The sequence below is a fragment of the Alphaproteobacteria bacterium genome, assembly GCA_040216735.1.
Lineage (GTDB): Bacteria > Pseudomonadota > Alphaproteobacteria > SHVP01 > SHVP01 > CALJDF01.
Window position 1 is genome coordinate 520,102 of record JAVJOO010000004.1, and the last position, 19,482, is coordinate 539,583.

The 19,482-nt window shown below is 57.8% G+C and carries 18 protein-coding genes; 17 read left to right on the forward strand and 1 reads right to left on the reverse strand.

The window, feature by feature from the left end; translation table 11 throughout:
• Positions 1–2: 2 nt before the first annotated feature.
• From nuoI to RID42_12995, 17 genes are all read left to right on the forward strand, one after another.
• Positions 3–491 carry an NADH-quinone oxidoreductase subunit NuoI gene (nuoI, locus tag RID42_12915; protein ID MEQ8248569.1) on the forward strand — a complete coding sequence of 163 codons (489 nt, stop codon included), beginning with the start codon at positions 3–5 and terminating at the stop codon, positions 489–491.
• 11 nt (positions 492–502) lie between these two features.
• Positions 503–1,117 carry an NADH-quinone oxidoreductase subunit J gene (locus tag RID42_12920; GenBank protein ID MEQ8248570.1) on the forward strand — a complete coding sequence of 205 codons (615 nt, stop codon included), beginning with the start codon at positions 503–505 and terminating at the stop codon, positions 1,115–1,117.
• Positions 1,117–1,425, forward strand: a complete 309-nt coding sequence (nuoK, locus tag RID42_12925) for an NADH-quinone oxidoreductase subunit NuoK (protein ID MEQ8248571.1) — start codon at positions 1,117–1,119, stop codon at positions 1,423–1,425. The genes RID42_12920 and nuoK overlap by 1 nt, the downstream gene beginning before the upstream one ends.
• A gap of 8 nt (positions 1,426–1,433) precedes the next feature.
• Positions 1,434–3,371, forward strand: coding sequence for an NADH-quinone oxidoreductase subunit L (gene nuoL / locus RID42_12930; protein MEQ8248572.1), 1,938 nt, complete (start codon positions 1,434–1,436; stop codon positions 3,369–3,371).
• Positions 3,372–3,377: 6 nt separating this feature from the next.
• On the forward strand, positions 3,378–4,889 hold the full coding sequence (locus RID42_12935; protein ID MEQ8248573.1) for an NADH-quinone oxidoreductase subunit M: 1,512 nt from the start codon (positions 3,378–3,380) through the stop codon (positions 4,887–4,889).
• Positions 4,890–4,892: 3 nt separating this feature from the next.
• Positions 4,893–6,341, forward strand: coding sequence for an NADH-quinone oxidoreductase subunit NuoN (nuoN, locus tag RID42_12940; protein ID MEQ8248574.1), 1,449 nt, complete (start codon positions 4,893–4,895; stop codon positions 6,339–6,341).
• Positions 6,338–7,090 carry a biotin--[acetyl-CoA-carboxylase] ligase gene (locus RID42_12945; GenBank protein MEQ8248575.1) on the forward strand — a complete coding sequence of 251 codons (753 nt, stop codon included), beginning with the start codon at positions 6,338–6,340 and terminating at the stop codon, positions 7,088–7,090. Before nuoN ends, RID42_12945 begins: the two co-directional genes overlap by 4 nt.
• Positions 7,091–7,095: 5 nt before the next feature.
• Positions 7,096–7,869, forward strand: coding sequence for a type III pantothenate kinase (locus RID42_12950; protein ID MEQ8248576.1), 774 nt, complete (start codon positions 7,096–7,098; stop codon positions 7,867–7,869).
• A 2-nt stretch (positions 7,870–7,871) separates the two neighbouring features.
• Positions 7,872–9,551, forward strand: coding sequence for a ribonuclease J (locus RID42_12955; GenBank protein ID MEQ8248577.1), 1,680 nt, complete (start codon positions 7,872–7,874; stop codon positions 9,549–9,551).
• Entirely contained in the window at positions 9,548–9,952 is a 405-nt protein-coding gene (gene mce / locus RID42_12960; GenBank protein ID MEQ8248578.1) for a methylmalonyl-CoA epimerase, read from the forward strand. The genes RID42_12955 and mce overlap by 4 nt, the downstream gene beginning before the upstream one ends.
• A 2-nt stretch (positions 9,953–9,954) precedes the next feature.
• Entirely contained in the window at positions 9,955–10,200 is a 246-nt protein-coding gene (locus RID42_12965) for a DUF1467 family protein (protein ID MEQ8248579.1), read from the forward strand.
• A gap of 276 nt (positions 10,201–10,476) precedes the next feature.
• On the forward strand, positions 10,477–10,923 hold the full coding sequence (locus tag RID42_12970; protein MEQ8248580.1) for a hypothetical protein: 447 nt from the start codon (positions 10,477–10,479) through the stop codon (positions 10,921–10,923).
• Positions 10,924–11,011: 88 nt separating this feature from the next.
• Entirely contained in the window at positions 11,012–12,331 is a 1,320-nt protein-coding gene (locus tag RID42_12975; protein MEQ8248581.1) for a proline--tRNA ligase, read from the forward strand.
• Positions 12,332–12,368: 37 nt separating this feature from the next.
• Positions 12,369–13,613 carry a lipoprotein-releasing ABC transporter permease subunit gene (locus tag RID42_12980; protein MEQ8248582.1) on the forward strand — a complete coding sequence of 415 codons (1,245 nt, stop codon included), beginning with the start codon at positions 12,369–12,371 and terminating at the stop codon, positions 13,611–13,613.
• Positions 13,610–14,302, forward strand: coding sequence for an ABC transporter ATP-binding protein (locus RID42_12985; protein ID MEQ8248583.1), 693 nt, complete (start codon positions 13,610–13,612; stop codon positions 14,300–14,302). Before RID42_12980 ends, RID42_12985 begins: the two co-directional genes overlap by 4 nt.
• Before the next feature lie 71 nt (positions 14,303–14,373).
• Complete coding sequence (dnaE, locus tag RID42_12990; protein MEQ8248584.1) at positions 14,374–17,844, forward strand: DNA polymerase III subunit alpha; 3,471 nt, start codon at positions 14,374–14,376, stop codon at positions 17,842–17,844.
• 11 nt (positions 17,845–17,855) lie between these two features.
• On the forward strand, positions 17,856–19,145 hold the full coding sequence (locus tag RID42_12995; GenBank protein MEQ8248585.1) for an amidase: 1,290 nt from the start codon (positions 17,856–17,858) through the stop codon (positions 19,143–19,145).
• 12 nt (positions 19,146–19,157) lie between these two features.
• On the opposite strand, the gene RID42_13000 is transcribed toward RID42_12995, so the two are convergent.
• Entirely contained in the window at positions 19,158–19,478 is a 321-nt protein-coding gene (locus tag RID42_13000; protein MEQ8248586.1) for a hypothetical protein, read from the reverse strand.
• Positions 19,479–19,482 lie beyond the last annotated feature (4 nt).

The window sequence follows — 19,482 nt, forward strand, 5'->3', positions numbered from 1 at the left end:
GAATGGCATTTCTCGATCAGGGCGTTCGTTCCCTTTTTCTTGTCGAATTGGTCAAGGGGATGGGCCTGACCTTCAGCTACATGTTCAAAAAGAAGGTGACGATCAACTACCCCTTTGAAAAGGGTACCCTTAGTCCACGGTTTCGCGGGGAACATGCTCTACGGCGATACCCTAACGGAGAGGAACGCTGCATCGCCTGCAAATTGTGCGAAGCGGTTTGCCCGGCCCAAGCTATCACCATCGAAGCGGAGCCGCGTGCAGACGGGTCTAGGCGAACGACTCGGTACGATATCGACATGACGAAGTGCATTTACTGCGGGTTCTGCCAAGAGGCGTGCCCGGTCGACGCAATTGTCGAAGGACCGAACTTCGAGTTTGCAGCGGAGACCCGCGAAGAATTGCTGTACGACAAGCATAAATTGCTCGCAAACGGCGACCGCTGGGAGCGTGAAATCGCTTCCAACCTCGCCAAAGACGCGCCTTACAGGTAGAACGCCGCATTATGCTCCTAACGGCTGTCGCATTTTATATCTTTGCCTCGATCCTCATCGCCTCGGCGGTACTCGTCATCGGCGCGCGTAATCCCGTCCATTCGGTGTTTTTCCTAATTCTTGCGTTCTTCAACGCAGCAGGACTATTTGTGCTGGCCGGCGCCGAATTCCTCGCGATGATCTTAGTGATCGTCTATGTGGGTGCCGTCGCAGTTTTGTTCATGTTCGTCGTGATGATGCTCGACATCAATTTCGCTCGATTGCGGGAAGGTTTTCTCCAGTACCTCCCGGTAGGCGCCTTGGTTGGCCTAATCTTACTTGTTGAACTGATCTTCATTGTGACAACCCAGGTCAATGTGCCCGAGGTCCTCGCAATAAGCGCAGCCCCGACACCCGCTATCAGTGACATCACCAACACCGACGCGTTGGGCCGCTTGATCTATACCCACTACATTTACTTGTTCCAGGCGGGCGGCCTGATCCTCCTTGTCGCGATGATCGGCGCCATTGTTCTCACATTGCGTGAACGCCCCGGTGTGAGGAAACAGCGCATCGCCGACCAGGTCGGTCGTCGCCGCGATGAATCGGTCGAGATAAGAAAGATCACCCCGGGGAGCGGTATCTGATGGAGATCGGGATCGGGCATTACCTGACCGTCGGGGCCATTCTGTTCACCATCGGCGTGTTCGGAATCTTTCTGAACAGAAAGAACGTCATCATTATCCTGATGTCCGTCGAACTGATCTTGTTAGCGGTCAACATCAATCTGGTTGGATTCTCAGCCCATCTGAGCGATTTGGTCGGTCAAATCTTCGCCATGTTCATCTTGACTGTTGCCGCGGCCGAGGCGGCAATCGGTTTGGCGATCTTGGTTGTGTACTTCCGCAACCGAGGAACGATCGAAGTCGAAGAAATCAGCGTGATGAAGGGGTAGGGGAGATGATGTACATTCTTATCGTTTTCCTCCCTGGCATCGCTGCACTGCTCGTCGGCTTTTTCGGTCGCGTCCTGGGCGACCGTCCGTCGCAATTGATTACCAGCCTCGCCGTAACCCTAAGCGCAATTCTGTCTATAGTCGGTTTCATCCAGATTACCGGCACCGACGACATAGAGCACGTCCAACTCCTCCATTGGATATCGTCCGGCGGTTTGGATTTTTCGTGGGCCATTCTGGTCGACCCTCTAACGGCAGTAATGTTCGTCGTCGTGAATGGCGTTTCGGCGCTCGTTCATTGGTACTCGATCGGCTACATGAGCCACGATCGTCACAAAGCGCGATTCTTCGCGTACCTGTCGCTCTTCACCTTCGCGATGCTGATGCTCGTCTCGGCGGACAACTTCGTTCAGTTGTTCTTCGGCTGGGAAGGTGTCGGACTAGCCTCTTACCTTTTGATCGGTTTTTGGTACGACCGCCCCTCTGCCAACGCTGCTGCAATCAAAGCGTTCGTCGTCAACCGAGTCGGCGACTTCGGCTTCGCCCTCGGGATTATGGCGATCTTCTTGGTCTTCGGTTCCGTCGATTACGCAACAGTTTTTGCGATGGCGCCGGAAATGACCGGGATGTCAATCGGGTTCCTCGGAATGGAACTCGACACCCTTACCGTCATTACGTTTCTGTTGTTTATCGGTGCGATGGGAAAGTCAGCTCAGATTTTCCTCCACACCTGGCTGCCCGACGCGATGGAGGGCCCGACACCTGTATCGGCACTAATCCATGCGGCGACAATGGTCACCGCCGGCGTCTTTCTGGTGGCGAGGGCGTCACCGCTATTCGAACTAGCGCCGATCACACTCGGATTCGTTACGGTCGTTGGAGCCATTACCGCCCTTTTTGCAGGCACCGTCGCTCTCGCCCAGAACGATATCAAACGCGTTATTGCATATTCGACGTGCAGCCAACTTGGCTACATGTTTTTTGCTGCGGGCCTTTCAGCTTATTCGGTGGCGGTGTTTCACCTTTTCACCCATGCGTTTTTCAAGGCGCTCCTTTTTCTCGGAGCAGGATCAGTCATTCATGCAATGTCGGACGAGCAAGACATGCGCAAGATGGGTGGACTGTTTAGCCTGATGCCACTGACCGGAACCATGATGTGGATCGGGTCGTTGTCTTTAGCCGGTGTGGGCATATCCGGTGTGTTCGGTTTCTCAGGTTTTTATTCGAAGGACCTTATCCTCGAAGTGGCATGGGCCTCCGAGGCTTTTGGCGCCAATCTGGCGTTTTGGGTCGGGCTCGCGGTCGCTCTCCTAACCGCTCTCTATTCGGGTCGCCTGTTGTTCATGACGTTCCACGGTAAAACCCGCGCTAGCCAAGCCGCAATGGCCCACGCCCACGAAGCGCCCCTTAGCATGAACATTCCGAATATGGTGCTGACACTGGGAGCAATCCTCGCAGGTGTCTTCGCGGTACACGCCTTCACCGAAACCGAAGATTTCTGGGGCGCTGCTATCTTCATGCTCCCGGAAAGCTTGGAAGTACTGGACAAAGCGCACCACCTATCGTTCTGGGTGAAGATGATGCCCGTCTTTGCAGGCCTAATAGGGCTCTTGATGGCTTGGTATTTCTATATTCGCCGTCCGGACCTTCCTGCACGATTCGCGACGGCAAATCGACCGGTGTACGAGTTCCTGCTCAATAAATGGTACTTTGACGAAATCTACGAAGTCCTGTTGGTTCGCCCGGCCAAACTTCTTGGTTACACGTTGTGGCGGGTCGGCGATGGGCGAATCATCGACGGATTCGGCCCCGACGGATTTGCCGCCATGGTCATGGGATTGGCGCGCCGCTCTGCAGCACTTCAGTCCGGTTATTTGTACCATTACGCTTTTGCAATGCTGATCGGGGTTGCGGCCTTGGTTTCCTGGTTCCTTTTCTTTGGTTAAACCTTGATGTCCGACTGGCCCCTTTTATCTCTTGTAATCTTTGTGCCCCTCGTGGGCGCGTTGTTCATCCTAATCATTCGGGGTGATGAAGCGATCGTTGCACGCAACGCGAAGTTCGTTGCGCTGTGGACGACCCTTGGAACTTTCGTTCTTTCACTTCCCTTATGGATCGGTTTCGACAACCAAGACGCCGGCTTCCAGTTCGTCGAGCGCCACGCATGGCTCTCCGACGCGATCACTTACCATGTGGGCGTCGACGGCATTTCAATGCTGTTCATCATTCTTTCGACTTTTTTGATGCCGATCTGCATCCTCGCCAGTTGGGAGGCGATTCAAACCCGCGTCAAAGAATACATGATCGCTTTCCTTGTCATGGAAGCGACGATGATCGGCGTCTTCTCCTCCCTCGATTTTGTCTTGTTCTATCTGTTCTTCGAGGGCGGTTTGATTCCGATGTTCCTGATCATCGGGATTTGGGGCGGCGCCAATCGTATCTATGCGACCTTCAAGTTCTTTCTCTACACCCTGCTTGGTTCCGTCCTCATGCTCTTGGCCATCATGGTCATGTATTTCGAGGCTGGAACCACCGACATTCCAACGCTCATAACCTATGGTTTCGACCCCTCTATTCAAACCTGGCTATGGTTGGCCTTCCTTGCATCATTCGCTGTCAAGGTTCCGATGTGGCCGGTCCACACCTGGCTTCCCGACGCGCACGTCGAAGCACCGACGGCTGGGTCAGTCATCCTCGCCGCGGTGCTCCTCAAGATGGGCGCCTATGGTTTCCTTCGCTTCTCCATTCCAATGCTGCCCGATGCAACGGTCTATTTCACGCCGCTGATCTTCACACTGAGCGTTATTGCCGTCGTCTATGGTTCTCTCGTGGCCTTGATGCAGGAGGATATGAAGAAGCTGGTCGCCTATTCGTCCATCGCCCACATGGGCTTTGTGACGATCGGTATTTTCACTTTCACCCAACAAGGGATCGAAGGTGGAATTTTCCAGATGCTTAGTCACGGGCTGATTTCGGGCGCGCTGTTCTTGTGCGTCGGCATTATCTACGACCGTATGCACACGCGACAAATCGCGAGATACGGCGGGTTGGTCCACCGTATGCCACGCTATGCAACGTTTTTTCTGATTTTTACGCTGGCGAATGTGGGGCTTCCGGGAACCACCGGGTTCGTCGGGGAGTTCCTGGTCCTTGTCGGAGTATTCCAGGTCAACACGTGGGTTGCACTCATCGCGACCACCGGCGTGATCCTAAGCGCCTGCTACGCGCTATGGCTCTATCGTCGAGTTATCTTCGGCGTGTTGGAAAAAGCAGACCTCAAAAGCATCACCGATCTCAATCGACGGGAAGTCGCAATCCTGACACCACTGCTTGCAGCGATCATCTTCTTTGGCGTCTACCCGCAACCTCTACTCGATGTTATGCAGGCGTCGGTCGAGAACTTAATTTCCCAGCACCATGCAGCGCTCGACGCGGCCCGGTCGGTTCTCGTGGCGGGACACTAAGCCATGCAACACGCTCCCATCCCTGACATTCTCCCCGCTTTGCCGGAGATCTGGCTCGCTTGTGCGGCAATGGTCTTGCTGATGATAGGGGCGTTCCGCGGCAACGCCGCAACGCGGTCGATATCCTGGTTGGCGGTCGTCGCAATCGCCGTCGCTTTCGTCCTGGTAGTATCGGGCACGAAAGAGGGGACGACATTCGCCGGCTTGTTCGTGGTCGATTCTTTTTCGACCTTGGCCAAGGGCCTTATCCTGATCGGCACGGCGGCGACGCTCATTATGTCGATGGATTACATCCGCCGCGAAGGAATGGAACGGTTCGAGTTCCCGGTTTTGGTTCTCTTGGCGACAGTCGGCATGCTGATGATGGTATCGGCCAACGACCTCATGTCACTTTACGTCGGCATCGAATTGCAAAGTCTCGCGCTCTACGTCATCGCAGCCTTCAAGCGGGACACACTCAAGTCGACCGAAGCAGGGCTGAAGTATTTCGTTTTGGGCGCGCTCTCCTCGGGGATGCTTCTTTACGGCGCATCCTTGATTTACGGGTTTACCGGCACGACCAACTTCGAGGCGATCGGCGCGCTCTATACGCAGGCTGGCCAAGAGCCTTCGATCGGTTTGATCGTCGGCCTTGTGTTTCTAATTTCCGGGCTGGCCTTTAAGGTTTCCGCGGTTCCATTCCACATGTGGACCCCAGATGTCTACGAAGGTGCATCCACACCCGCCACGGCGTTTTTCGCAATCGCCCCAAAGGTTGCGGCCATGGCGCTACTCGTTAGGGTCATGATCGCGCCGTTCTATGGCGCAGCGGCGGATTGGCAGCAGGTCATTTCGTTTATTGCGATCCTCTCAATGGGGTACGGCGCTTTCGCCGCGTTGCGGCAAACCAACATCAAACGTCTCATGGCCTACAGTTCGATTGGCCACATGGGATTCGCACTGGTGGGCTTGGCTGCAGGGACCCAACAGGGCGTTCAGAGCGTTCTTATCTACCTTCTGATCTACCTCGCGATGAACATCGGCACGTTCGCGGCCATTCTGACAATGCGCGTCAAAGGCCAAATGGTCGAAGGCATCGACGACCTCGCCGGGTTAGGCAAGAACAACCCGGTCTTGGCGCTCATCCTCACAGTTCTACTTTTCTCCCTGGCAGGCATTCCGCCGCTCGCGGGTTTCTTTGGCAAGTTCTATGTTTTTCTCGCGGCAATTGACGCGAAACTCTACATCCTCGCCGTTCTAGGCGTTCTTTCGAGCGTGGTCGGCGCCTATTACTATCTCCGCATCATCAAAATCATCTACTTCGATGAACCTGGAGAATCGTTCGAACAACCCATCGGACGAGAAATGAAAATTCTCCTTGGGGCTTCGGCAGTTTTCACCACATTCTTCGTCGTCCTCCCGGGCCCATTCTTGGCTTTGACACAGCAAGCGGCCACCGCACTCCTCCCTTGAGAACGCCGCCCGCCGCATTCTTTATCCGGCACCACGTCAGACTTACAAAAAGCACAAACGATATCGCCCGAGAACTCGCCGAAACCGGTGCGCCGGAAGGCACAACGGTCACCGCGGCCCGCCAAACCGCCGGACGAGGGCGCCGCGGCAATACCTGGGAATCGAGTGAGGGCAATGTTTTTCTCTCGATGGTGCTGCGGCCCGACGGCACGCCGCAAGCTGCAGCCCAAATTTCCTTCGTGATGGCGGTCGCAGTACAAGAACTCGTCACCGCTCGGTTGCCAGGCGTTCCGGTCCAGTTGAAATGGCCTAACGACGTCCTGTGTGGAGGAAAAAAAGTATCGGGTATCCTGCTCGAGGCTGGCCCGGCATCAGACCGCGGTATCGACTGGCTGGTCGCAGGGTTGGGGATCAACGTGGCGCATAAACCGAAGTCCCGAAACGATGCGACGTCGCTCCATGACGAAGGGGACTTTGATGCCAGTGCGGACAGCGTGATTATCGATTTTTGCGAACGGTTCCTACCTTGGTATGAAATGTGGCAATCCAACGGCTTCCGCAACGTGCGTAAGGCGTGGCTTGCCGCGGCCTACGGCCTCGCAGACCCGATCCGCATCCGTTTACCTCGTGAAGAAATCGACGCCGTTTTTGAGGGGCTCGACGAGGAGGGTGCGCTGTTGGCGCGACTTACCGACGGCACGCAGCGGAAAGTCACCGGCGGCGAGGTATACTTTGGGGGCACTGGGTAGGGCTCATGCTTCTCGCGATCGATTCTGGCAATACCAACATCGTATTTGCCGTCTATGACGGAGAGACGCGGCTGGGCCTATGGCGTGCCGCCACCGCACAGGCCCGTACTGCCGACGACCATGCTGTATGGCTCTCCAGTTTGATGCGGATGCACGACCTGGAGCCAAATCAAATCACCGACACGATCATTTGTAGCGTCGTGCCCCATGCGCTCTTCGAGCTCAAGCAACTCTGCCGGGGGTTCTTCGGCTGTGAACCCGTTATTGTTAGCCAGAATCTCGATCTCGGCATCAAGATTTTGATCGACAACCCTGGCTCGGCAGGCGCCGATCGGCTGGCCAACGCCGTTGGGGTCAACAAGACCTACGGCGGTCCTGCGATTGTGCTCGATTTCGGAACGGGGACGACCTTCGACGTGGTCGACCGTTCGGGAAACTATTGCGGCGGGGTAATTGCGCCGGGGATCAACCTGTCCCTGAAGGCACTTCATGATGCAGCGGCGCATCTTCCCCGCATCGACGTGGCGCGACCCAACAAGGTAATCGGCGGCGGCACGGTTGAAGCGATGCAATCGGGGGTCTATTGGGGTTACCTTGGCCTTATCGAAGGGCTGGTGAGCCGCATCGCGACGGAATTTGGAAGCCCCATGAAGGTCATTGCAACCGGTGGCCTCGCTCCGGTCTTTGCCGGTGCGACCGATGCAATTACCGAGGTCGACCCCGACATCACTTTGACGGGGATCGTCGAAATCTGGAAGCGCGCGAAGGGAACCCCCTAAGGGTGGCCAGCGAGAAAGAGCTACTGTTCCTCCCATTGGGCGGATCGGGTGAGATTGGGATGAACCTCAATCTCTATCGCTGCGGTGGAAAATGGCTAATGGTGGATCTCGGGATCACGTTCGCCGATGAATCGCTGCCAGGGATCGATATCCTTACGCCCGATCCAACCTTTATCGAAGGGGAGCGTGAAAACCTATTGGCGCTCGTCTTGACACATGCCCACGAGGACCACCTCGGCGCGGTACCGTATCTTTGGGATCGGCTGCGCTGTCCAATCTACGCGACCCGGTTCACTGCCGCAGTACTGGAACGTAAGCTTGTCGACAGCGGGCACAGAAAAATACCGATCAACGTCGTGGAATACGGCCAAGAAATTGAGATCGGACCGTTCCGCGTAACCTATTTGCCGATCACCCACTCAATCCCCGAGGGGAGCGCCCTGACCATTCGAACCGAGGCAGGGACGGTTTTTCACACCGGAGACTGGAAGTTCGACCCCGACCCAGTAATCGGTAGAGCAACAGATGAGGCTTTCTTGCGTGAGATCGGCGACGCAGGGGTTCTCGCGATGGTGTGCGACTCGACCAACGTATTCGGCGAGGGCGAATCGGGGTCCGAGGGCGCTGTCCAGAAAAGCCTCACGCAACTCATCGCCGACCGCAAAGAGCGTGTTGTCATTACCACCTTTTCCTCCAACATCGCTCGAATCCGTAGTGCGGCAGAAGTCGCAATCGCAACTGGCCGGACCCTTGCGGTAGCGGGACGGTCACTTCTACGTATGGTGGAATCGGCCCAGGCGTCAGGCTATCTCCTCGACATCCCCGCGATCGTACAGGACCAGGATGTGCCGCTGTTGCCCCGGGATAAGGTTCTGTTGCTTTGCACTGGATGCCAGGGCGAGCCGAGAGGCGCCATGGCGAGAATAGCGTTCCACGATCATCCCCACATCGAACTCGCACGGGGAGACACCGTCATATTCTCCTCCAAGATCATCCCCGGAAACGAGCGCCCAATTGGCGCTCTGTGCAACCGGCTCGTCGAAAGTGGCGTCGAGGTGCTCACCGAACATACGGATTTTGTCCACGTCTCAGGTCACCCTCGGCGTGAAGAGCTGAGACGCATGTACGACCACATCCATCCTGCCGTCGCGGTTCCCGTTCACGGTGAAGCAGTACATCTCGCAGAACATGCTTCTCTCGCGAAGAGCCTTGGCGTCCCGACCGTCGTGACCCCGACCAACGGAAGCGTTATTCGCTTGGCACCGGGCCCGGCCGAGGTGATCGACCACGTTCCGATCGGGCGACTGGCGGTCGACGATGGGGTCCTAGTTTCCACGGACAGCGAGGAGATCCGCGCCCGTCGGCGGCTCATGCACAACGGCGTCGTAACCGTCGTCATGGTATTGAATACGGAGAAATCCGACATTCGTGTCACAGCCTTTGGCATAGCGGCAGCCGAGGGGCTCGATCTTGCCGATGAGATCGGGGCGGAAATAGAGGCCCAGTTGGCCCGCGCGTCGCGGCGCGACCTTCAAGATGCCGACGCGCTGGAGACGTTGGCGCGCCGCGCCATCAATCGCGTCATCCGTCTGACCTCACAGAAGCGGCCGCTGGTCGATGTCCAGGTCATCCTCCCAGCGCGCCAAACAAAGCGACAACGCTCAAGAGAGGTCGTCAAATGATCGGAAGACTCAATCACGTAGCTATCGTCGTTCCCAACCTTGGCGCCGCCGCGGCGCTCTATCGAGACACTCTTGGCGCCACGGTCTCCACACCCCACGATCTGCCGGATCACGGCGTAACGACGGTATTCGTGGAACTCCCCAATACCAAGATCGAGCTCCTGCATCCCCTCGGGGAAAACTCGCCCATAGCCGGATTTCTAGCCAAGAATCCAGGCGGAGCGATGCACCACGTGTGTTACGAAGTCGCGGACATCCGACGGGCGCGCGATCGTTTAGTCGAGAAGGGGGCTCGTATTCTCGGGAGCGGGGAGCCAACAATCGGTGCCCATGGAAAACCTGTCCTCTTTCTTCATCCGAAGGACTTCATCGGCACGTTGGTCGAATTGGAAGAGGTGTAGCGGTGGGGATTTTCACCGGACTCGCAGTCTATTTCGTGGTGTGGTGGATTACCCTCTTCATGGTGCTACCGTGGGGCAACAGGCCCGATGACAGGGTCCAGAACGGGAACGTCGCGAGTGCCCCGGCTAAGCCACGGATTGCACTCAAAGCCGGGATCACGACGGTTGTCGCGGCGATCATCTGGCTTTTGATCTGGCTTCTCGTGCGAAGCGACCTTATCCCCCTGAGGGTTAGCGGCCCTATTTAGACCAAAGCATTAGAACTAGGGGGCAACTCATTGGGGCAAAAAGAAAAAGCAAGGCCTCTCGACCTTGCTTTGAGCAGCTCCAGGGCCCGTTGAGGGCTCCAATTTACCGTTTGTTGGTTTGTTCCTCCCTAAACTCGGGCCGGGGCTATGCCCTGCAACCTGAGCAAGGCAAATATTAACGGGATGGGTATGGGGCGTCATCCACTATATCGCCGTGAAGGCCAAATTTTCCTGTTGACTCCCGGGAGGCGACTGGATTCGCCGACTAGTCGAACGATGGCTGTCGGGGCCGCGGTTTTCCTCGTTTTTTTGACGTTGAGCGGCGACTGCATGTCGGCCCAAGAAGTGCCCTCGACGCGTGGTTCGGCGCACACGCCGATCACCGTTAACCAAGAAAGCTGCCGTGCACTTGTGCGCTACGTCGATACGGGAAACGCGACCTACCAACCCAGCGTGGATGTATTCGGCCGACCCGTTGCCGGCGCCGATTTGGTTGACCAAGCGGTCGTGATTGCGCCGTCCGATGTCGTGTTTTCACTGGCCATACGTTTGAAAGATTACGCGCCTGGCGTCGCTGCAGCGTTATCGGACTCGACAGCCCGGATCGGCGAGATCACCGTGCGCGGTCAAGAGGTGTTGTTCAACGGTCAACCTCTCTCGGCGAATGAGACCGCGGCGCTGGCGGCAGCGTGTCGGCAGCACGTGGATAACGACGCGGAATGAAGCGCGCTCCATCCATTGCGTGCCGGAATCCCTTTGCCTAGAGTCAGCCAACTGTCGTCACCTAACCCCCAACATTCTTGAGGCGCTAATGCGTTTGTCGCAGTTCTTCCTGCCTACGTTGAAGGAAGTTCCCTCCGAAGCTCAAATCGTGTCGCACCAACTGATGCTCCGTGCGGGCATGATCCGGCAGTCTTCGGCGGGCATCTATTCGTGGTTGCCGCTCGGCCACCGTGTCCTGCGGAAAATCGAACAAATCGTCCGAGAAGAACAGGATGGTGCCGGCTGTCAGGAATTGCTGATGCCGACCATCCAGCCGGCCGATATTTGGCGCGAAAGCGGCCGTTATGACGATTACGGCAAGGAAATGTTGCGAATTACCGACCGGCATGACCGGGAGATGCTCTACGGGCCAACCAACGAGGAGCTGATCACCGAAATCGTCCGCTCGTCGATTCGAAGCTACCGAAACCTACCCAAGAACCTCTACCACATTCAATGGAAGTTCAGGGACGAGGTGCGCCCCCGGTTCGGTATCATGCGCGGTCGCGAGTTCTTAATGAAGGATGCTTATTCCTTCGACCTCGACTACCCCGGCGCGCTGCGCGCCTATAACAAGATGTTTGTGACCTATCTTCGGACCTACGCCCGTTTGGGGCTCAAGGCGATACCGATGAAAGCCGATACCGGCCCGATCGGGGGGGATCTCAGCCACGAGTTTATCATCCTCGCCCAAACCGGCGAGAGCGAAGTGTTCTGCGACCGGGAACTGATCGAGCGCGACGTTCTCGGTGAAGGTGTCGATCTCGACGGCGATCTACAGCCCGTTGTCGACACCTGGACCTCGCGCTATGCGGCGACCGACGAGATGCACGACGCGGGGCGGTTCGAAACGGAAGTCCCCGAGGATCGCCGGGTCAGCGCCCGCGGAATCGAAGTCGGTCACATCTTCTATTTCGGCACCAAGTACTCGGCCGCGATGGGCGCCACCGTCGCCAACCATGAGGGCCAGCAAGTCCTGCTTGAGATGGGCTCTTATGGAATTGGTGTCTCGCGCCTGGTTGGGGCCATTATCGAGGCCTGCCATGACGACGCGGGCATCGTGTGGCCAAGACCAGTCGCCCCCTTCGACGTTGGCTTAATCAACCTAAAGGTCGGCGACGCCACGTGCGACAAAGCTGCGGCGGACCTGTACCAAAGTATGAAATTGGCGGGCCTGGATGTCCTCTTCGACGACGGCGAAGAACGGGCCGGCGTTAAATTCGCCAATATGGATCTGATCGGCCTGCCCTTTCAGGTTGTGGTCGGCCCGCGCGGACTGAAATCGGGCGTCGTAGAAATCAAAAATCGTGCAACCGGGCATCGCTACGAACTGTCGCCGGAATCGGCGCTCGCCCACCTCACGGGATAGATTGTGATAACGACCCCCGTGAATGAGGCCATCTAGGATGTTTTCGCCATTCGAGTGGGTCGTCGCGTTTAGGTATCTGCGTGCCCGTCGCGCCGAAGGATTCATTTCCGTGATCGCCGCGTTCTCCCTTCTTGGCATTGCCTTGGGCGTCGCGACGTTGATCGTGGTTCTTTCGGTCATGAACGGGTTTCGCGCCGAGCTTTTGGGGCGGATCCTTGGGCTAAACGGTCATATCGTGGTCCAGGGAATAGGCGCACCGCTTGAGGACTACGATGATCTTGCCGCTCGAATCGCTGCCGTTCGCGGCGTCGTCCGCGCCAGCCCCATTGTCGAGGGGCAGGTCATGGCGACGTCGCGGGATGCGGCAGCGGGCGCCCTGGTTCGCGGGATGCGGACGGCGGACCTGCGGAGCCACGAGATTTTGGCGCAAGGGATCGTCGCAGGCTCGATTGAAGAGCTCGACCCTCGAAACGATATCGTTGTCGGACGACGGCTCGCCAATCGTTTAGGCGTTGGTTTGGGAGAGCCGGTAACCTTGATCTCGCCGCAAGGCACGTCGACACCTCTAGGAACGGTCCCGCGGTCAAAGACCTACCGAATTGCGGCGCTCTTCGATGTCGGCATGTTCGAGTACGATTCGACATTCGTCTTCATGCCGCTGGAGGCCGCGCAGGTTTATTTTCGACAAGTCAACAGCGTGACGTCCATCGAAGTCGTCGTTGACGACCCTGACGACGTCAATGCAGCGAGAGAACGCTTATTCCCATTGACCAGCGGGCGCGAAAGGCTCACCGACTGGCAACAGGTGAACTCGTCCTACTTTACGGCCCTCCAGGTGGAGCGGAACGTCATGTTCCTGATTCTCACCCTCATCATTCTCGTTGCGGCATTCAACATCATCTCCAGTCTCATCATGCTGGTGAAGGATAAGGGCAGGGACATCGCAATCCTGCGAACGATGGGTGCGACGCGCGGGAGCGTGATGCGCATCTTCTTTTTGGCCGGCGCTAGCATCGGCGTCGTTGGCACTTTCTCGGGACTGATCCTCGGCATAGCGTTCGCAGGAAACATCGCAACGCTCCAGGGTTGGCTCGAAGGATTGACGGGCACTGATCTCTTTGCCGCGGAGGTCTACTTCCTCTCCCAACTTCCGGCGAAGATCGACTGGAGCGAGGTCGTCACGGTCGTTGGGATGGGGCTCGGGCTTTCGCTGCTCGCGACGATTTACCCTTCTTGGCGCGCGGCGCGGCTCGATCCGGTCGAAGCGCTGCGGTACGAATGAATACCCCGCCCGCCACGCCGGCGCTCGAGCTTCGTGCCATTACAAAGTCGTTCGAACAGGGCGGCCAGACGGTCAGCGTATTGCGCGGCGCCTCGCTCCGGATGGGCCGAGGCGAAACCATTGCGTTACTCGGGCCCTCGGGTGCCGGGAAATCGACGCTTCTTCAGGTCGCGGGTTTGTTGGAACCGCCCGACAGTGGGGACGTCGTGGTCGATGGATCTTCGGCCAAAGGTCTTTCGGAACGACAAAGAACGGGGCTTCGCAGGGATACGCTCGGCTTCGTGTATCAGTTCCACCATCTGTTGCCAGAGTTCAGCGCCCAAGAGAACATCGTGCTTCCGCAACTGATCGCCGGGGCTAGCCGGGCGGTGGCGCGGGAGCGTGCGATGGCGCTGCTTCGCAGCTTGGGTGTGGAACACCGGGCCAACCACCGCCCGGCGCAACTCTCTGGCGGCGAACAACAACGGGTCGCGATCGCCCGCGCATTGGCCAACGGACCTGCGGTTCTCTTGGCCGACGAACCGACGGGAAATTTAGATTCTAAGACGGCCGAGACCGTGTTCGGGCAAATGCAGTCGCTTGTCTCCGGCGCCGGCCTTGCGGCGCTCATCGCTACCCACAACGAAGCGTTAGCGGCACGGATGAATAGAATCGTTCGCCTGGTCGACGGCTGCCTCGTCGAGGATTAATCCACAGAAATCTCAATCTGGTCCGACCAATTGGGCTGACACGGCATCGTTGCTATGAAATCTTTGCAGCGATGACCCACGCGAAGTTCGTACACCTCCACGTCCATACCGCGTTTTCGTTGTCCGAAGGGGCACTCCGCCTCAAAGGGATCGTCGACCTTTGCCAGCGCTTCAAAATGCCAGCGGTCGCCATGACCGATACCGGCAATTTGTTTGGTGCCCTGGAGTTTTCGCTCGCCTGTGTCAAAGCCGGTGTGCAACCGATTATCGGCACGGCCCTCGCGGTCGATTTCTCCGAGGATTCGCGCGACACACGCAAGCCCGAACCGCGACGATTGGTGCTACTCGCCCAAAACGAGACCGGTTACGGGAACCTCCTGAAACTTTCCTCCAAGTCCTTCATGGACACACCGCCCGGTGAAAGCCCACAGGTCGATTTGGGCACTCTGACGCAGCACGCGTCGGGCCTAATCGCACTAACCGGCGGGCCGGACGGTCCCCTCGGGAATCTCTTGGAAGCAGGTCAGAAAGACCGCGCCGAAAACATCTTGCGTCATTTGGCAGGGACCTTTCCGGACCGCCTCTATGCAGAAGTTCAACGGCACGGCCTCGGCCGCGAACAACGGATTGAGGCCGGGCTGATCGAATTGGCCTACAAGCACAACATTCCCCTGGTCGCGACCAACGAAGCTTACTTCGCCGATGCCGCGATGTTCGAGGCTCACGACGCGCTGCTTTGCGTCGCTGGGGGGAACTACGTCAGTCAAGGAGATCGCCGCCAGCTCACGCCCGAACACCGATTCAAATCGCCCGACGAGATGGCGATGCTGTTCAAGGATTTGCCTGAGGCAATCAAGAATACGCTGGTGATCGCCCAACGATGCGCCGTGATGTCGCCGATACGTGACCCGATTCTGCCGGCCTTCTCAAAGGATACGGATGAGGCGGATATCCTCAGGAAGCAGTCAGCAGAAGGCCTACAACAGCGCCTCGAAGAGGCTGTCTTCACGGCGACGATGCCGGCAACCGAGCGCCAGGAGAAGTCTAGCCTTTACCATGAGAAACTCGACTTTGAACTTAATGTCATTATCGAAATGGGGTTCGCCGGATACTTCCTGATCGTTGCGGACTTCATTCGCTGGGCCAAGGAACGCGGTATTCCGGTTGGGCCTGGGCGCGGTTCAGGCGCCGGGTCGGTGACAGCGTGGGCCTTAACTATTACCGATCTCGACCCGCTGCGCTTCGGACTCATCTTCGAGCGCTTCCTTAATCCCGATCGTATTTCGATGCCGGACTTCGACATCGACTTCTGCCAGGACAGGCGAGACGAAGTCATTGAATACGTCCAAGAAAAATACGGCCGCGACCGAGTCGCGCAGATCATTACGTTTGGAACCCTGCAGGCGCGGGCGGCACTTCGGGACGTTGGGCGCGTCCTTCAACTCCCCTACGGACTGGTGGACCGCATTTGTAAGATGGTCCCCAACAACCCCGCTAACCCCGTCAAACTAAGCGATGCGGTCGACGGGGAGCCGCGTCTCCAGCACATGCGCCTGAATGAGGACGGCGTCGACAAGCTCCTCGATATCGCCATCAAACTCGAAGGGCTGTACCGGCATGCCTCGACCCATGCGGCTGGCGTCGTCATTGGGGACCGGCCACTCGATGAGTTAATCCCGCTCTACCGCGACCCGCGTTCCGAGATGCCGGTCACCCAATTCCCCATGAAGTATGCCGAGATGTCGGGGCTCGTGAAGTTCGACTTCCTTGGGTTGAAGACTCTGACAGTGATCGACAGAGCGCAGAAACTCCTTGCCGAACGCGGCATCGAGATCGACATCGCCCATATCCCGCTGGATGACGAACGGAGTTACGAGATGCTCCAGCGGGCCGAATCCATCGGCGTCTTTCAGTTTGAGTCGAGCGGGATGCGGGACCTTCTACGTGAGGCCGTACCGACCAACATCGAAGATTTGATCGCCCTCGTGGCCCTCTACCGGCCTGGCCCGATGGAGAATATTCCGAAGTACATCGCGTGCAAACATGGTCGCGAACAGCCTGAGTTTCTGCACGAGACAATCGAGCCTGTGGTTCGCGATACCTATGGCGTCATCATCTACCAAGAACAGGTAATGCAGATCGCGCAGGTCTTTGCCGGTTATACGCTAGGGCAAGCTGATCTGTTGCGCCGCGCGATGGGCAAGAAGATCAAAGAGGAAATGGCCGCGCAACGCGAAGTCTTCGTCAAGGGAGCTGTCGAGCGCGGTGTCGATAACGGTCGGGCGGAGTATGTGTTCGACCTCGTCGACAAGTTTGCCGGCTACGGGTTCAACAAAGCCCATTCGGCGGGCTATGCGCTGGTCGCGTATCAAACGGCCTGGTTGAAGGCCAACCATCCGGTCGAGTTTTTTGCGGCGTCAATGGGACTGGAACTCGCCAACACCGACAAACTCAACGTGTTTCGCAAGGAAATCGCTAGATCCGGTATCGGACTCCTCGCGCCCGACATCAATAAATCGGGCGCGAACTTCAGAGTGGAAGAACACGATGGAGTAGGTGCGGTGCGTTATGCCCTGGCCGCCGTCAAGAACGTCGGCAGGCAAGCCATGGAAGCCGTCGTCGTTGAACGCGAAGCGAACGGACCCTTTCAGTCGTTACTCGATTTCGCCCAACGACTAGACCCCCAGCACGTGAATAAACGGCAGTTGGAAAACCTGGCGCGCTGCGGCGTATTCGATTCGCTCAATCCGAACCGGGCGCAAGTTTGTGCGGCAGCGGATCTTATCATGCGTCATGCCTCCCTTGCCGCCGATGAGCGTGACAGTAATCAATCGAGCCTGTTTGGCGGAATCCCGGCTGAATCCAGCGAGCTCCAGCTTCCCAAGGTGCCGCCCTGGCGCGAAATGGAGGTTTTGCACCAGGAATTCGAGGCAATCGGGTTCTACCTGTCGTCTCACCCGCTGGACAATTACGGCGTGACGCTCGATCGACTTGGGGTCACGCGGTACGCCGACCTGGAGAAACGCCTGAACGGCGAAATCAAACGGGTGAAACTCGCCGGAACTGTTGAAGGTCGCCAGGAACGTACCTCCTCCCGAGGCAATAAATTCGCGTTCGTGCAACTGTCCGACGCGAGCGGCGCGTTCGAGGCAACGGTCTTTTCCGAAGCGTTGTCGGCCCATCGCGATCTACTGGAACCTGGTCAAAAGGTGCTTCTGGCCATCGACGCAAAACTCGAAGAAGGACAAATCCGACTCACTACCCAAAGTGTGCAACGTCTCGACGACGCGGCCGCGCAAAGCGATGTCGGACTGGAAATATTCCTGAAAGCGGAAGCAGCCAAGACGCCCCAAGTCATCACCGACATCCACCAGCATCTCGCGCCGGCTGCCCAGGGCAGGGGAAGGGTGTGCCTCCATCTGCTCTTAGAAGACCAACTCCGCGAGGTCGACATCGATTTACCCGGGGGCTTCAAAATCACTCCTGAGATCCGTGCGGAACTGGCCGACGTCGCCGGGGTCGCGCGCTTACAAGAAATCTAGTCGGTCGCATCGTGCTGGCGGCCGATCCCGGTTCGATCGCGACACTTGTTGCGGACATGCAAACTGGAAGGTTGGACCCCCAGGCACTAGTTGAGAAGTTTCTTACCCGGATCGAAAAGGCGGACCCAGAGATACGCGCCTGGCGCGTTGTCCTCGCCGAGGAAGCCCGCAAGAAAGCAGCGCAACTGAAGCGAATCGCCGACCCTAAGAAGTATCCCTTGTTCGGCCTGCCCGTCGGGATCAAAGACATTATCGATGTTGCCGGTGTACCGACACGCAATGGCAGCCCAACGTGCAAGGACGCGCCGCTCGCAAACATGGATGCGGCGGTCGTGACTGATCTCCGGGTTGCGGGGGCCATTATTCTCGGGAAGACGCACACCACCGAATTCGCTCATTTCGGGGGGCCGTATCCCACCCGAAACCCTTACGACCTCGCCCGAACGCCGGGCGGGTCCAGCGCGGGATCCGGTGCCGCCGTTGCTTCGGGGATGGTCCCGGCGGCGTTGGGGACACAAACGGCGGGTTCGGTGAACCGTCCTGCAGCCTATTGCGGCATTGGCGCTTTCAAGCCGAGTAGCCGAAGCCTTTCAGGTCACGGCGTCACAGCCTTTTCCCCCCGTTTCGATACGATCGGAACCTTTGGGTACCGGGCGCAAGACGCGGCCTACCTGTATGGTGCGTTGGCACCGGCGTTCGCGGCAACAGACACAGGCAAGTCGATCGCCAGACTTTTGGCCATCGACGACCCTCTGTATGCGGCTGCCGATGCCGAGATCTTGGCAGGCTTCGATAACGCCCTAACTCGCCTAGCCGAGACCGGTACAGAAGTCAGCCGTCTGCGGTCACCTTTCCCGTTTGACGACCTCTTGGCCGCCCACAAAACGGTCAGCGAATATGAGCTCGGATGGGGCCAAGGACGGCTCCTCGACGCGCAAAAAGGAACGGTCAACGCGCTTTTGATAGAGGCAATCGAACGTGGGCGCGGGACTCCCGCAAGCGACTATCAGGACGCCCTTCGGCTCCTTGTTCGCGGCGCACAGGTATTTTGGGAGTGTTTCGGACCAAACGACGTGATTGTCGCGCCTGCGGTACCAAACCCGGTCCCGCTGGGTCGGGCAACTGGCGACCCCAGCTTCATCACGCCGTTTACGACGTTGGGCGGCCCCATCGTGACCGTCCCGTCGCATTTGTCGGCCCTCGGGCTTCCCGAAAGCGTTCTGTTATGCGCGCGACCGGGTACCGACCTTTGGCTCGCCGGTAAGTTAGTTGTGCTGGAAACGGCCATTCGACAGCTCTAACGCCGCGCTGCCTTAAGTCGGCTTGCCGGTGGCCTTCCCGAGGTAGGTCTCGATGATCGAGTCGACCCGACGGTCTGTTTCGGCGAACGGGGCGTGCATGACCTTCTTCATCATGGTTTCCCGCTCTCGGTCCAGTTCCTCGGCAAACGGGCCGGTCGGCACAAACCGATCGATCTCGCTGCGGTCGATTTCGAGTTTTTCACAAACCACGCGCTCGAGAATGAGAAGGCGATCTTTGACGATCCACAGCTCGGCGAGAAGCTCCGTGTTCATCCGCAGCAGTTCATCGACATAGGGTGCATCGAAAAAACGGTCCTGTTTGGAATTGCTCACGCTG

Excerpts from the sequence above, each read along its gene's own strand:
- nuoI (MEQ8248569.1), top strand. The coding sequence starts at position 3 with ATGGCATTTCTCGATCAGGGCGTTCGTTCCCTTTTTCTTGTCGAATTG.
- RID42_12920 (MEQ8248570.1), top strand. The coding sequence starts at position 503 with ATGCTCCTAACGGCTGTCGCATTTTATATCTTTGCCTCGATCCTCATC.
- nuoK (MEQ8248571.1), top strand. The coding sequence starts at position 1,117 with ATGGAGATCGGGATCGGGCATTACCTGACCGTCGGGGCCATTCTGTTC.
- nuoL (MEQ8248572.1), top strand. The coding sequence starts at position 1,434 with ATGTACATTCTTATCGTTTTCCTCCCTGGCATCGCTGCACTGCTCGTC.
- RID42_12935 (MEQ8248573.1), top strand. The coding sequence starts at position 3,378 with ATGTCCGACTGGCCCCTTTTATCTCTTGTAATCTTTGTGCCCCTCGTG.
- nuoN (MEQ8248574.1), top strand. The coding sequence starts at position 4,893 with ATGCAACACGCTCCCATCCCTGACATTCTCCCCGCTTTGCCGGAGATC.
- RID42_12950 (MEQ8248576.1), top strand. The coding sequence starts at position 7,096 with ATGCTTCTCGCGATCGATTCTGGCAATACCAACATCGTATTTGCCGTC.
- mce (MEQ8248578.1), top strand. The coding sequence starts at position 9,548 with ATGATCGGAAGACTCAATCACGTAGCTATCGTCGTTCCCAACCTTGGC.
- RID42_12970 (MEQ8248580.1), top strand. The coding sequence starts at position 10,477 with ATGGCTGTCGGGGCCGCGGTTTTCCTCGTTTTTTTGACGTTGAGCGGC.
- RID42_12975 (MEQ8248581.1), top strand. The coding sequence starts at position 11,012 with ATGCGTTTGTCGCAGTTCTTCCTGCCTACGTTGAAGGAAGTTCCCTCC.
- RID42_12980 (MEQ8248582.1), top strand. The coding sequence starts at position 12,369 with ATGTTTTCGCCATTCGAGTGGGTCGTCGCGTTTAGGTATCTGCGTGCC.
- RID42_12985 (MEQ8248583.1), top strand. The coding sequence starts at position 13,610 with ATGAATACCCCGCCCGCCACGCCGGCGCTCGAGCTTCGTGCCATTACA.
- dnaE (MEQ8248584.1), top strand. The coding sequence starts at position 14,374 with ATGACCCACGCGAAGTTCGTACACCTCCACGTCCATACCGCGTTTTCG.